This is a genomic window from Roseateles sp. GW821-FHT09G03 (assembly GCF_059416045.1).
In genome coordinates this window covers 269,667-282,152 of record NZ_JBWKOK010000006.1, presented here as the reverse complement: position 1 = coordinate 282,152, position 12,486 = coordinate 269,667, and the positions used below count along the sequence as shown (strand labels likewise).

Here is a 12,486-nt window from a genome sequence, read left to right as displayed (position 1 = left end):
GTTCGCTCCGGGCGAGGGTTGGATGTAACGGGACGCCGGTCGAGAGGCGCCATCCTTGACGCATCCCGGGGCGATGAGCGCGCCGCCAAGGCCCGTGCGAGACACGGGTCGGGCGGGAATTTTATAATCGCCGCATGTCCGTCTTTGCCCTGGGTCTGAACCACACGTCCGCGCCGCTCGATCTGCGTGGACGTTTCGCGTTCACGCTCGAGCAGCTGGCGCCGACGCTGCTGCGTTTCCAGGACCAGATCGGCACCAGCCAACGCCGGCGTACGGCCGCTGCCGAAGCGGCCATCCTGTCCACCTGCAACCGCACCGAGCTCTATGTCGCCGGCGACGCCGACATGGTCCGCCCCGCCGTCGACTGGCTGGCGCAGGTCGGCGGCGTCGGCAGTTCGATGCTGATGGACCACTCGTACGTGGTCGAGGACGGCGCCGCGGCGCGGCACGCCTTCCGGGTCGCCAGCGGGCTGGACTCCATGGTGCTGGGCGAGCCGCAGATCCTCGGCCAGCTCAAGCAGGCCGTGCGCGAGGCCGATACGGCCGGCACGCTCGGCACGACGCTGCACCAGCTGTTCCAGCGCAGCTTCTCGGTGGCCAAGGAAGTCCGCAGTTCGACGGAGATCGGCAGCCATTCGATCAGCATGGCCGCGGCCTCCGTTCGGCTGGCTTCGCAGCTCTTCGAGAACCTCGCCGACATCAAGGTGCTGCTGGTCGGCGCGGGCGAGATGATCGAGCTCGTCGGCACGCACTTCGCCGCCAAGGGACCGAAGGCGATCGCCATTGCCAACCGCACGCAGGAGCGCGGCGAGAAGCTCGCCCATCAGCTCGGCGGCGAAGCCTTCCGGCTGGCCGAGTTGCCCGACCGCCTGCACGAATTCGACGCGGTGATCTCCTGCACCGCGTCCAGCCTGCCGCTGATCGGCCTGGGCGCCGTCGAGCGCGCCTTGAAGAAGCGCCGCCACAAGCCGATGTTCATGGTCGACCTGGCGGTCCCCCGTGACATCGAGCAGGAAGTCGCCAAGCTGGACGACGTCTACCTCTACACCGTGGACGACCTCTCCAAGCTGGTCCAGACCGCTGGCGAGAAGCGCCAGGCGGCCGTGCAGCAGGCCGAGGCCATCATCGAGACCGGCGTGCAGAGCTTCGTGCACTGGCTGGGCCAGCGCCACACAGTGCCGCTGATCCAGGCCCTGCACCAGCAGGCCGACAGCTGGCGCCAGGCCGAGATCCAGCGCGCGCGCAAGCTGATCGCCAAGGGCGAGGACATCGACAGCGTGCTGGATGCGCTGGCACGCGGACTGACGCAGAAGATGCTGCACGGCGCGATGGCCGAACTCAACGGCAGCGAGGGCGAGCAGCGGCTGCAGATGGCGCAGACGGTGTCGCGGCTGTTCCTGCGCGGCAGCGCAAAGGTGTCGAGCGCCCGTCCGGAAGCGCTCGGAGACGAAGCGGATTCGTAGCGACGCGTGTTTCGCGCCGGGCGGCCGTCTCTGGTCGCTCCTCTTCGAGGCAACTCGTCCCTCGCCGCTGCCGGTCCACCGACCGCCTGATCGTCCCTCCGCTTCCCCGCCGCCCATTCCCATGAAAGACGCACTGCGCCAGAAGTTCGACCGCCTCGGTTATCGGCTGGCGGAACTCGACAGCACGCTCGCCGACGGCAGCGTCGCCGCCGACATGAAGCGCTATCGCGCGTTGACGCGTGAGCAGTCGGAGGTGTCGTCGCTGGTCGAGCGCTACCGGCGCTACGTCCAGCGCGAGCAGGACCTCGCCGCCGCGCGCGAGCTGCTCGACAGCGGCGATGCGGACATGATCGAGATGGCGCGCGAAGAGATCGCCGGCGCCGAAGCCGATCTGGCTCAGCTCGACCAGGAACTCCAGCTCGCGCTGATCCCCAAGGATCCGGACGACGACCGGCCGGCGTTCCTCGAGATCCGCGCCGGCGCGGGCGGCGACGAATCGGCGCTCTTCGCGGGCGACCTGACCCGCATGTACACGCGCTTCGCCGAAGGGCGGGGCTGGCGCTGCGAGGTGCTGTCGGCAAGCGAGTCGGACCTCGGCGGCTACAAGGAAATCGTCATGCGCCTGGACGGCGACGGCGTGTACGGGCAGATGAAGTTCGAGTCGGGCGGCCACCGCGTGCAGCGCGTGCCCGCCACTGAGTCGCAGGGGCGCATCCACACCAGCGCCTGCACGGTCGCGGTGATGCCGGAGCCCGACGAGGCCGAGGAGATCCAGCTCAACCCCGCCGAGCTGCGCATCGACACCTTCCGCGCCAGCGGCGCCGGTGGGCAGCACGTCAACAAGACGGACAGCGCGATCCGGATCACCCACTTGCCGACGGGTCTCGTCGCCGAGTGCCAGGACGACCGCAGCCAGCATCGCAACAAGGCCAAGGCGATGGCGGTGCTCGCCGCGCGGCTGCGCGACAAGGACCGGAACGAGCGTGCCGCCAAGGAGGCCGCGCAACGCAAGAGCCTGATCGGTTCCGGCGACCGCAGCGACCGCATCCGCACCTACAACTTCCCCCAGGGGCGGCTGACCGATCACCGGATCAACCTGACGCTCTACAAGCTCGGCGCGATCATGGACGGCGACCTCGCCGACGTGCTGCAGGGCCTGCAGCAGGCGCAAGCCGCGGAGCAGCTCGCGGCGCTGGAAGGCGGGCAGACATGACCGGCGCCGGGAATGCCGCGAGGACCGCGGGCGACATGTCTGGCTACACACCTGGCGATGCGCTGACCGTTGCGGGCGCCGAGCGCGCCGCGACCACCGCAGGCCTGCCGCGCGCCGAAGCGCAGTACCTGTTGCAGGCGCTGCTGGGCGTCTCCCGCGCCTGGCTGATCGCGCACGACATGGATCCACTCGACCTGCCCCAGCGCGAGCGCTTCCAGGACTGGCTTGCCCGGCGCCTCGATGGCGTGCCGCTGGCCTATCTCACCGGCGAAAAGGAATTCTTCGGCCTGACACTGCGCGTCACGCCAGACACGCTGATCCCGCGGCCGGACACCGAGGTGCTGGTGGAGTGGGCGCTCGAACGCCTCGCGGGACTGTCCGCGCCCCGGGTCGTCGACCTGGGCACCGGCACCGGCGCGATCGCGCTGGCGATCAAGTCGCGACGCCCGGACGCGGACGTCCGGATGGTCGACGCGAGCGCCAGGGCCCTCGCCGTCGCCCAGGACAACGCCCGCCGGCTGGGCCTCGCGGTCGAGGCTCATCTCGGCAGCTGGTACGAGCCGCTGGCAGGTCAATTGGCGTTCGACCTGATCATCAGTAACCCGCCGTACGTTGCAGGTGACGACCATCACCTCGATGCCCTGCGGCACGAGCCGCGCATGGCGCTGACGCCCGAAGGCGATGGACTGGCCGATCTGCGGCAGTTGATCGAGGGCGCCCCGATCCGGCTGCGCGCCAACGGATGGCTGCTCCTCGAACACGGGTACGACCAGGCTCCCGCAGTGGCCGGTCTGCTGGGCGCACGCGGCTTCGCCGACGTCGAGAACCGCCGCGACCTGGGCGGCCAACCCCGCGCGAGCGGCGGCCGCTGGCCGGCGTAAGGAATGTGGCGCGCGGCACAGGAATGTGGCGCGCCTCACAGACTGTTTCCACACTGCGGGAATCCGCGCCGGGAATCCGCAACAGTGCCGGGATTCCCCCTCAACTCGATCTGGCGCGGTCCTCGGGGCGGGCGTAGCATGGTCTGACTTGGTGCCCGTTTTGATCCATCTTGAAACGGGTTTGTCGTCAGTCTGGGAGACCTGTCATGAGCGCCGCCCCCTTGCTCCTGCGCCTTGCCGTGGTCCTGGCCGGCAGTGTCTGCATGGCCGGCGCCGCATGGGCCCAGCAGGGCCTGCAACTGAAACCGGACCGCAAGGCATTCACCAGCTGGCAGGGCCGGCTGCAGTTGAGCCAGGCCCAGGACGGCGACGGCCTCTCCTTCGACGCCCGCAACGGCAGCCGCCTGCTGAGCGCGAACCTGCTGGCGGACTACTACCTCACCGGATCCGGTCTGGGCGCGGGCACCCGTGGCGGCCTGCGGGCCACCGGCGGTCTGATGCTCGGCCCGATGTCGCTGCTGCAGAGCAGCTCCGGCGTGGCGCTGGGCCAGGGCGCGGCGGTCTCGCCGTCGCTGTCGGCCGGTCGCCGCAGCCTCAGCCTGCTCACCGGTCCCGACCGTGAGCCCAACCTGTCGCTGTCCTACGTGGGCGTCGGCTACACCAGCTATTCGCTGCGCGGCGGCTGGGGCTTCAGCGCCGACGTCGGCGTGGTGGGCGGCGGCGCTTCGAGCCTGCGCCTGGGCAACAGCGCCCCGCAGGCCGAGTTGTCGCAGGACCTGCGCTACAAGCCGGTCGTCCAGTTCGGCGTCAGCTACAGCTTCTGATCCTTCCCGCTCACCGGGCATCGCCGCCAGGCGCTGGCGCTCGAGTCACTTGAGCCCTGCCCAGCGCGGGCTTGCGCGCTGCTTGATAATCCTCCGATCGCGCGGCAGCGCGTCCGGCCTGCGCCCCGTGGGCCCGGAACGGATCCTGCCGCGCAATGCATACGCCATCCCGCATCAGCTTTAGAGGATCTCCGCCATGAGCGACGTTCAACAACGCATCGACGACCTGGTCAAGAGCAACCGCATCGTGCTCTTCATGAAGGGGACGGCCCAGTTCCCGATGTGCGGCTTCTCCGGCCGCGCGATCCAGATCCTGAAGGCCAGCGGCGCCGCCGAGCTGAAGACCTTCAACGTGCTCGAGGACGAAGGCGTCCGTCAGGGCATCAAGGACTACGCCAACTGGCCCACGATCCCGCAGCTCTACATCGACGGCGAGTTCGTCGGCGGCTCCGACATCATGATGGAGATGTACGAGAGCGGCGAGCTGCAGCAGCTGCTGGCCAAGGCCTGATGACCGCCGCAGCGGCGCCGCGGCCGCGCCTGATCGTCGGCATCACCGGCGCGACGGGCGCCGCCTACGGGCTGCAACTGCTGCGACGGGCCCGCACGATCGGGGCTGAGACCCATCTGGTCCTCAGCCCCGCGGGCGTGCTGAACGCCCACCATGAACTGGGCCTCGCGCGCGACGCGCTCGAGCGTGAGGCGGACTTCGCCTACGCGCCCGGTGATGTCGGCGCCTGCGTCGCCAGCGGCAGTTTCCCGACGGCCGCGATGGTGATCGCGCCCTGCTCGATGCGCACGCTGGCCGCCGTCGCTCACGGGCTGTCGGACAACCTCATGACGCGTGCCGCCGACGTGACGCTCAAAGAGCGCCGCCGGTTGATCCTGATGGTCCGGGAGACACCGTTCAACCTCGCTCACTTGCGCAACATGACTGCGGTGACCGAGATGGGCGGCATCATCTTCCCGCCATTGCCGGCGCTGTACCTGAAGCCGAAGTCGATCGACGAGATGGTCGCGGAGACGGTCGAGCGCGTACTCGAACTGGCCCAACTGCCCGGCGCGACGCCGCAGGCGTGGCTAGGGCTGCGGCCACAGTCCTGAATCAGGGCTTTGATGCCGCTTGGCCCGCCCCGATCCGGGGAAGCGACCTGACTCGGCGTCAGGTCTGACCAGGCATCAACCAGGCCTTGCGAGCGCCCATGACCAGGTTCGGATATTCCGCGCGCCCGCGGCTGCCGTTGTAGCGGCCCAGCGCGAGGAAGAGGTCACCCTTCTCGCGGTCGAGGTAGTGCCGCAGGATCACGCAGCCGAAGCGCAGGTTGGTCTGCATGTGGAACAGCCGGGACACCTGTCCGTCACCGATCGAGCGCATCCAGAACGGCATCACCTGCATGTAGCCGCGCGCGCCCGCGACGCTGATCGCATACTTCTTGAAGCCGCTCTCCACCTGCACGAGCCCCAGCACCAGCGCGGTCTCGAGACCCGCGCGGGCACTCTCGTACCAGAGGGTCTCGAGGAATTCGATCCGCGTCTGGGTCTCGCTCTTCTTGCGCTTCATTCGCTCGCTCATTTCGCCCAGCCAGCGCAGGTAAACCAGGCGGGGTTCGATCGACTCGAAATGCGGCTTGGGCGGCGCATCCGAGGCGATCGCGGCCGACATTGCGGAGCGGACCGCATCGGCCAGCGGCTCCTCCACCTGGGCGCCGGCGAACGCCGGCCGCGGCAGGCAGGCGGCGGCGCCGGCGAGCAGCAACGCGCGGCGCGAGGTGGGAGTGATCGTCTTGAAGCCAGAGTCAGTCACGGGAGCGGCGGAGATCAGGGAGAGTCGGAATTCGATCGACAAGCGCGGAGGCGCGGCGCGGCAGCATAACGGCGCGAGTCGCCGCCGTCAGCGGGAGAGCCAACGTTCCAGCGGCAAAGGTCGCGGACCGCGCACCCGGGCGAGCAACAGGCCACCGACCCAGTAGGCCAGCGCCAGTCCGGTCGCCACCAACGTGCCCGGCTGCCAGGCCAGGCCAGCGCCGCTGAACAGCGCAAAGCTCAGGACCGAGCTGAAGAGATACAGGGTGAGCGTGTGCCGCCCCAGCGGCGCGAGCGCGCCCAGCAATCGCGGATCGCTGCGCATCCGCAGGACCAGCGCGGGCACCGCGGCGCTCAGCAGCAACATCGTCGGATAGAGATAGAAGATCGCGTAGCGGCTCGTGACGTAGGGATCGCCGTCACGCAGGCCAGGCCAGAGCAGCGTGGCGAACGCGATGTTCGTCGCGACCGCCGGCCACAGCCAGCGGCGGGACCAGCGCCGCAGCGCGGGCTCCCAACGCGGGTGGGAGAACAGGCGCAACCGGGCCGCCATCAGCCCGGCGGTCATCAGCAGCAGTGGCGTCGGCAGCCCCAGCGTGGCGAAGGCGATCGTCGACGCGACGAAGTGCCCCGCGTTGCGCAGCGTCCAATCACCCCAAGACGCCGGCACCGACAGCGACATCGATGGCTCGCCCGACAGCGGCATGCTCGCCATCACGACAGTCAGCGCGATCACCACGAGTTCCAGAGCGATCAGCACCCGCAGCCGGACCTTCAGCATCGCCATCGAATGCCCGGCCCAGATCGCCAGCACCGAGCCGGAGACCGCGTAGAGGGTCAGGATGTCGCCCATGTAGAGCAACGTGCCATGCAGCAGGCCCAGCGTGAGCATCTTGGCCAGGCGTCGCCGGCGCTTGCCCAAGGCCTCGTCGCCGCGCGACTGGGACAGGCCCTGGCTGTAGCCGAACAGGAAGGCGAGCAGCGCAATGCCCTTGCCCGCGATGAGCGCGTGCAGGAACCAGGAGACGACCTGGGAGACCAGGCCGTCGGCGGGCGACGGCGGGCTGAGCGGCCCCGCATCCGGCAAGGCCGGATAGCCGACCCAGTTGACCGCGATCACCGGGAACAGCGCGAGCGCGCGCAGCGCGTCCACCGCCGCGACTCGCTGCGGCGGACGGGCCGGACTCACGCGAGTCGTTGCTTCAGATGGGTGACGACGTCAGCCAGCGCCAGCTTGGTGGCGGCGGCATCGCGACGGCCCTGGTACTCGACCTGACCTTCCTTGAGGCCGCGGTCGGAGATCACCACGCGGTGCGGCACGCCGACCAGTTCCCAGTCGGCGAACATCGCGCCGGGACGCTCGCCGCGGTCGTCCAGCAGCACGTCGATGCCCAGGTCGAGCAGCTCTTCGTGCAGCTTCGTCGCCGCGGCCTTCACGTCCTCGTTGCGGTCCATGCCGATCGGGCAGACCACCACGGTGAAAGGCGCGATCGCGTCGGGCCAGACGATGCCGCGCTCATCATGGTTCTGCTCGATCGCCGCACCCAGGATGCGGGTCACGCCGATGCCGTAGCAGCCCATCTCCATCAGCTGCGGCTTGCCGTTCTCGTCGAGGTAGCTCGCATTCATCGCGGCCGAATACTTGGTGCCGAGATAGAAGACATGGCCGACTTCGATGCCGCGCTGGATGGCCAGCACGCCCTTGCCGTCCGGCGAGGGATCGCCTTCGACGACGTTGCGGATGTCGGCGACCAGGTCGGGCTCGGGCAGGTCGCGGCCCCAGTTCGCGCCGGTGAAGTGGAAGTCGGCCTCGTTGGCGCCGCAGACGAAGTCCGCCATGTGGGCGACAGTCCGGTCGGCGATGATCTTCAGCGGCTGCTTCAGGCCGATCGGACCCAGGTAGCCGGGCTTGCAGCCGAAGTGGGTGTCGATCTCGGCGGCGGTCGCGAAGCGGAAGCCGCCCTTCAGGCCTTCGAGCTTGCCGACCTTCACCTCGTTCAGGTCGTGGTCGCCACGGACCAGCAGCAGCCAGACCTGCGACTTGACGATGTTGCCCTCGTCGTCGAGCTCGTCGGTTGCCAGCACCAGCGACTTCACCGTCTGCGACAGCGGCAACCCCAGCAGTTCGGCGACGTCGGCGCAGGTGGCCTTGCCGGGCGTCGGCGTCTTCGCCAGGGGCTGCGTCGCCGCGCCTCGCGTGGCGATCAGCGACAGCGCCTCGGCCAGCTCGATGTTGGCCGCGTAGTCGCTGGTCGGGCAGTAGATGATCGCGTCTTCGCCGGTCTCGGCGATGACCTGGAACTCATGCGAGCGGTCGCCGCCGATCGCGCCGGTGTCCGCCGCCACGGCGCGGTACTGCAGGCCCAGCCGGTCGAAGATCCGGCCGTAGGCCGTGTACATCGCGTCGTAGCTGCGGCCGGCCGCGTCCTTGTCACGGTCGAACGAGTACGCGTCCTTCATCGTGAACTCGCGCCCGCGCATGATCCCGAACCGGGGGCGGCGCTCGTCGCGGAACTTCGTCTGGATGTGATAGAAATTCTTCGGCAGCTGCTTGTAGCTGCGCAGTTCCTGGCGCGCGATGTCGGTGATGACTTCCTCGGACGTCGGCTGGATGATGAAGTCGCGCCCGTGGCGGTCCTTCACGCGCAGCAACTCCGGGCCCATCTTGTCGAAGCGACCCGTCTCCTGCCACAGCTCGGCCGGCTGCACGACCGGCATCAGCAGTTCGACCGCGCCGGCGCGGTTCATCTCGCCGCGGATGATGTTCTCGACCTTGCGGATCACCCGCAGGCCCATCGGCATGTAGTTGTAGATGCCGGCGCCCAGGCGCTTGATCATGCCGGCCCGCATCATCAGTTTGTGGCTGACGATTTCCGCATCGGCGGGCGCTTCCTTGAGCGTGGAGATGAAGAACTGGGAGGCTTTCATGGGCGCAGAAAATAAAAGTCCGCGGTCAGCCGGGCCGCCGCGGAAAAAACCGTGCATCACCGAGGGTTAGCGATGATCGCGCCGGGCCGCAGCCCCGGTGCAATAATCAATCCAACGAATGATTTGAAGGTTGATTATGCTCGACCGTGAAGGCTTCCGGCCCAACGTCGGCATCATCCTGCTCAACCACAAGAACGAGGTGTTCTGGGGCAAGCGCATACGCACCCATTCTTGGCAGTTCCCCCAAGGGGGCATCAAGCATGGAGAGACGCCCGAGCAGGCGATGTTCAGAGAGCTGCATGAGGAAGTTGGCCTCACTGCGGACCACGTGCGCATCATCGCGCGCACGCGGGACTGGCTCCGTTACGAAGTCCCCGACCACTTCATCCGGCGCGACGCGCGCGGACATTACCGCGGGCAGAAACAGATCTGGTTCCTGCTGCAGATGATGGGTCGCGACAGCGACATGAACCTGCGCGCCACCGACCACCCCGAGTTCGATGCCTGGCGTTGGAACGAATACTGGGTGCCGCTGGAGGCCGTGATCGAGTTCAAGCGCGGCGTGTATCAGATGGCGTTGACGGAGCTTGCGCGCTTCCTGCCGCGCCTGAATCACCACAATCGCTACCTGCGCGCCGGCATGCGGCCGCCGCCGCGCGGCGACCGTCATGGCGGACAGGGCGATCATGGTGATCCGGACCACCATCGGCATGAGCGCTTCGAGCATCGGCCCCATGAGCACGACGGCGCAGCGCATGCCGCGACCGACAGCCGCGACGTCGCGCCGCCTGCGACCGGCCATGGTGGCCCTGTGGAGCCGGCGAAGGACTGAAGACGATCCACAGTGCCTTCGCTGTGGACATGACAAAGGCGCCCTCGGGCGCCTTTGTCATTGATGCGTGCGTTTCGGACCGCGTTCAGGCGGTGTCAGCGCAGCACGAGGTTGTCGCGGTGGATCAGTTCCGGCTCGGCGGCGTAGCCCAGCACCCGCTCGATGTCGAACGACGGCTTGCGCGCGATCAGCCGGGCCTCGGCGCTGCCGTAGTTGGTCAGGCCGCGCGCAAGTTCCTTCCCGGCGAGGTCGACGATCGCGATGACGTCGCCGCGGTGGAACTCGCCCGATACCTCCTGCACGCCAATCGGCAGCAGGCTCTTGCCCTCTTCCCGCAGCTTGATCGCCGCGCCCGCGTCGACGACGACCTTTCCGCGCAGCTGCAGATGATCGACCATCCACTGCTTGCGCGCCGCGAGCTTCGCGGTCGATGCCATCAGCGCCGTGCCGATCGCCTCGCCGGCGGCCAGACGCAGCAGCACATCGGGCTCGCGCCCCCAGGCGATCACGGTGTTGGCTCCGCTGCTGGCCGCGCGCTTTGCGGCCAGGATCTTCGTGATCATGCCGCCGCGCCCGATGCTGGTCCCCGCGCCGCCGGCCATTTCCTCAAGCTCGGGCCGGCCCGCCGTCGCGCGATCGATGAAGCGCGCGTTCGGGTCCTTGCGCGGGTCGGCCGAGTACAGGCCCTTCTGGTCCGTGAGGATCACCAGCGCGTCGGCCTCGACCAGGTTCGCGACCAGCGCGCCCAGCGTGTCGTTGTCGCCGAACTTGATCTCGTCGTTGACGACGGTGTCGTTCTCGTTGATCACCGGCACCACTCGGTGTTGCAGCAGCGCCAGCAGTGTGGAGCGCGCATTCAGGTAGCGCTCGCGGTCGGCCAGGTCCGCGTGCGTCAACAGGACCTGCGCGCTCGTCAGGCCCTGCTCGCGCAGCTTGGTCTCGTACATCTGCGCCAGGCCCATCTGGCCGACGGCTGCGGCAGCCTGCAGCTCGTGCAGTTCCTTCGGACGGCTCGCCCAGCCCAGACGCTTCATCCCCTCGGCAATCGCGCCGCTGGACACCATCACGACCTCGCGTCCCTCGCGCGCCAGATCCGCGAGCTGGCGGCACCAGTTGCCGATGGCCTCCGCATCAACGCCACGACCTTCATTGGTCACCAGGCTCGATCCGACCTTCACGACGATGCGTCGTGCGTCCTTCAGGACACCCGTCAGTTCACCGTTGAGGTTGCCAGTCAGATTGCCGTTGCTCATGCGCGAAGGATCAGGGAGTCGACAGGGGACAGTCGGAAGTCAGGGCTGCGGATCGAAGCGCGGATCGCGCTCTGGCGGCTTTTCCGCCTTCTCGGCTTTCGCCGCCTTGATCGCCTTGGCCTTCGTGGCGCGCGTCTTGCGCGTCTCCTGGAAGGCCTTCGGCGGATCGATCGTCGGCGCGTCGAAGCGCGCGTCCGGATCCTCCACCGGCGGCGACTGGATTGCCGCCACATGGTCGTAGATGGCGCGGATCAGCGGCTCGCAACCCTCGCGCGTCAGCGCGGAGATCTCGAACACCGGGCCCTTCCACTTGTAGCGCTTGACGAAGTCCTTCACGCGGGCGGCGCGCTCTTCCGCCGGCACCATGTCCAGCTTGTTCAGCACCAGCCAGCGCGGCTTCTCGAAAAGCGCCTCGTCGTACTTCTTCAGTTCCTTGACGATGGCCTTGGCCTCGGCGACCGGATCGACGTCCGGATTGAACGGCGCCAGGTCGACCACGTGCAGCAGCACGCGCGTGCGTTGCAGGTGGCGCAGGAACTGGTGGCCGAGGCCGGCGCCTTCGGCGGCGCCCTCGATCAGGCCGGGGATGTCGGCGATGACGAAGCTCTTCTCCGGCCCCACGCGCACCACGCCCAGGTTGGGGTACAGCGTCGTGAACGGGTAGTCGGCGATCTTCGGACGCGCGTTGGACACGGCGGCGATCAGCGTCGATTTGCCGGCGTTGGGTTGACCGAGCAGGCCCACGTCGGCCAGCACGCGCAGTTCCATCTTGATCTTCTTGATCTCGCCGGGCCAGCCGGGCGTCTTCTGACGCGGCGCGCGGTTCGTCGAGGTCTTGAAATGCAGGTTGCCGAAGCCGCCGTCGCCGCCCTTGGCCAGCAGCACGGGCACATCGGGCTCGAGCAGCTCGGCGATGATTTCGTCGGTCTCGAGGTCGCGGACGATGGTGCCGACCGGCACCTTCAGCGTGATGTCGTCGGCGGCGGCACCGAACTGGTCCGAGCCGCGGCCCGCTTCCCCGTTGCGGGCCTCGTGGCGGCGCGCGTAGCGGTAGTCGATCAGCGTGTTGAGGTTGCGGTCGGCCATCGCGAAGACGCTGCCGCCCTTGCCGCCGTCGCCCCCATCCGGGCCGCCGAAGGGAATGAACTTCTCGCGCCGGAAGCTGGCGCAGCCCGCCCCGCCGTTGCCGGCGGCGATATCGATGGTGGCTTCGTCAACGAACTTCATGGATGGCCTTCAGTCCCGGAGCGGGGCTATCGTAATTCACGCCCCCACGCTCCCGCGCGAGG

12 protein-coding genes are annotated in these 12,486 nt (G+C 68.4%); 7 read left to right on the top strand and 5 right to left on the bottom strand.

The window, feature by feature from the left end; genetic code table 11:
* Positions 1-134 precede the first annotated feature (134 nt).
* The 6 genes from hemA to AC07OZ_RS22030 all read left to right on the top strand — a co-directional run bounded on the left by hemA (position 135) and on the right by AC07OZ_RS22030 (position 5,485).
* Positions 135-1,463 (top strand): glutamyl-tRNA reductase, encoded by a 1,329-nt coding sequence (gene hemA / locus AC07OZ_RS22055; RefSeq protein ID WP_495469212.1) that lies wholly within the window; start codon positions 135-137, stop codon positions 1,461-1,463.
* Positions 1,464-1,584: 121 nt separating this feature from the next.
* The gene (prfA, locus tag AC07OZ_RS22050; protein ID WP_495469211.1) at positions 1,585-2,676 is read left to right on the top strand and encodes a peptide chain release factor 1; all 1,092 of its coding nucleotides are present in this window, start codon (positions 1,585-1,587) and stop codon (positions 2,674-2,676) included.
* A gap of 35 nt (positions 2,677-2,711) precedes the next feature.
* Positions 2,712-3,557, top strand: a complete 846-nt coding sequence (gene prmC / locus AC07OZ_RS22045; RefSeq protein ID WP_495469210.1) for a peptide chain release factor N(5)-glutamine methyltransferase — start codon at positions 2,712-2,714, stop codon at positions 3,555-3,557.
* 206 nt (positions 3,558-3,763) lie between these two features.
* On the top strand, positions 3,764-4,381 hold the full coding sequence (locus AC07OZ_RS22040) for a hypothetical protein (protein WP_495469209.1): 618 nt from the start codon (positions 3,764-3,766) through the stop codon (positions 4,379-4,381).
* A 196-nt stretch (positions 4,382-4,577) separates the two neighbouring features.
* The gene (grxD, locus tag AC07OZ_RS22035) at positions 4,578-4,892 is read left to right on the top strand and encodes a Grx4 family monothiol glutaredoxin (protein ID WP_495469208.1); all 315 of its coding nucleotides are present in this window, start codon (positions 4,578-4,580) and stop codon (positions 4,890-4,892) included.
* A complete protein-coding gene (locus tag AC07OZ_RS22030; protein ID WP_495469207.1) occupies positions 4,892-5,485 on the top strand; it encodes a UbiX family flavin prenyltransferase in 594 nt (197 codons plus the stop codon). Before grxD ends, AC07OZ_RS22030 begins: the two co-directional genes overlap by 1 nt.
* A gap of 58 nt (positions 5,486-5,543) precedes the next feature.
* On the opposite strand, the gene AC07OZ_RS22025 is transcribed toward AC07OZ_RS22030, so the two are convergent.
* The 3 genes from AC07OZ_RS22025 to AC07OZ_RS22015 all read right to left on the bottom strand — a co-directional run bounded on the left by AC07OZ_RS22025 (position 5,544) and on the right by AC07OZ_RS22015 (position 9,112).
* Positions 5,544-6,200, bottom strand: a complete 657-nt coding sequence (locus tag AC07OZ_RS22025) for a lytic transglycosylase domain-containing protein (protein ID WP_495469402.1) — start codon at positions 6,198-6,200, stop codon at positions 5,544-5,546.
* 72 nt (positions 6,201-6,272) lie between these two features.
* Positions 6,273-7,373 carry a DUF418 domain-containing protein gene (locus AC07OZ_RS22020; protein ID WP_495469206.1) on the bottom strand — a complete coding sequence of 367 codons (1,101 nt, stop codon included), beginning with the start codon at positions 7,371-7,373 and terminating at the stop codon, positions 6,273-6,275.
* Positions 7,370-9,112 carry a proline--tRNA ligase gene (locus AC07OZ_RS22015; RefSeq protein ID WP_495469205.1) on the bottom strand — a complete coding sequence of 581 codons (1,743 nt, stop codon included), beginning with the start codon at positions 9,110-9,112 and terminating at the stop codon, positions 7,370-7,372. Before AC07OZ_RS22015 ends, AC07OZ_RS22020 begins: the two co-directional genes overlap by 4 nt.
* Before the next feature lie 136 nt (positions 9,113-9,248).
* On the opposite strand from AC07OZ_RS22015, the gene AC07OZ_RS22010 reads away from it, so the two are divergent.
* On the top strand, positions 9,249-9,944 hold the full coding sequence (locus AC07OZ_RS22010) for an RNA pyrophosphohydrolase (protein WP_495469204.1): 696 nt from the start codon (positions 9,249-9,251) through the stop codon (positions 9,942-9,944).
* 95 nt (positions 9,945-10,039) lie between these two features.
* Here AC07OZ_RS22010 and proB read toward each other — a convergent pair whose 3' ends face one another.
* Positions 10,040-11,197, bottom strand: coding sequence for a glutamate 5-kinase (gene proB / locus AC07OZ_RS22005; RefSeq protein WP_495469203.1), 1,158 nt, complete (start codon positions 11,195-11,197; stop codon positions 10,040-10,042).
* Between the two features lie 39 nt (positions 11,198-11,236).
* Complete coding sequence (gene cgtA / locus AC07OZ_RS22000) at positions 11,237-12,424, bottom strand: Obg family GTPase CgtA (RefSeq protein ID WP_495469202.1); 1,188 nt, start codon at positions 12,422-12,424, stop codon at positions 11,237-11,239.
* Between the last annotated feature and the right edge of the window lie 62 nt (positions 12,425-12,486).

Bases quoted from the DNA above. Each gene is read 5' to 3' on its own strand.
- AC07OZ_RS22040 (WP_495469209.1), top strand. From the start codon at position 3,764: ATGAGCGCCGCCCCCTTGCTCCTGCGCCTTGCCGTGGTCCTGGCCGGC.
- prfA (WP_495469211.1), top strand. From the start codon at position 1,585: ATGAAAGACGCACTGCGCCAGAAGTTCGACCGCCTCGGTTATCGGCTG.
- AC07OZ_RS22015 (WP_495469205.1), bottom strand. From the start codon at position 9,112: ATGAAAGCCTCCCAGTTCTTCATCTCCACGCTCAAGGAAGCGCCCGCC.
- AC07OZ_RS22030 (WP_495469207.1), top strand. From the start codon at position 4,892: ATGACCGCCGCAGCGGCGCCGCGGCCGCGCCTGATCGTCGGCATCACC.
- cgtA (WP_495469202.1), bottom strand. From the start codon at position 12,424: ATGAAGTTCGTTGACGAAGCCACCATCGATATCGCCGCCGGCAACGGC.
- AC07OZ_RS22010 (WP_495469204.1), top strand. From the start codon at position 9,249: ATGCTCGACCGTGAAGGCTTCCGGCCCAACGTCGGCATCATCCTGCTC.
- proB (WP_495469203.1), bottom strand. From the start codon at position 11,197: ATGAGCAACGGCAATCTGACTGGCAACCTCAACGGTGAACTGACGGGT.
- hemA (WP_495469212.1), top strand. From the start codon at position 135: ATGTCCGTCTTTGCCCTGGGTCTGAACCACACGTCCGCGCCGCTCGAT.
- grxD (WP_495469208.1), top strand. From the start codon at position 4,578: ATGAGCGACGTTCAACAACGCATCGACGACCTGGTCAAGAGCAACCGC.
- prmC (WP_495469210.1), top strand. From the start codon at position 2,712: ATGTCTGGCTACACACCTGGCGATGCGCTGACCGTTGCGGGCGCCGAG.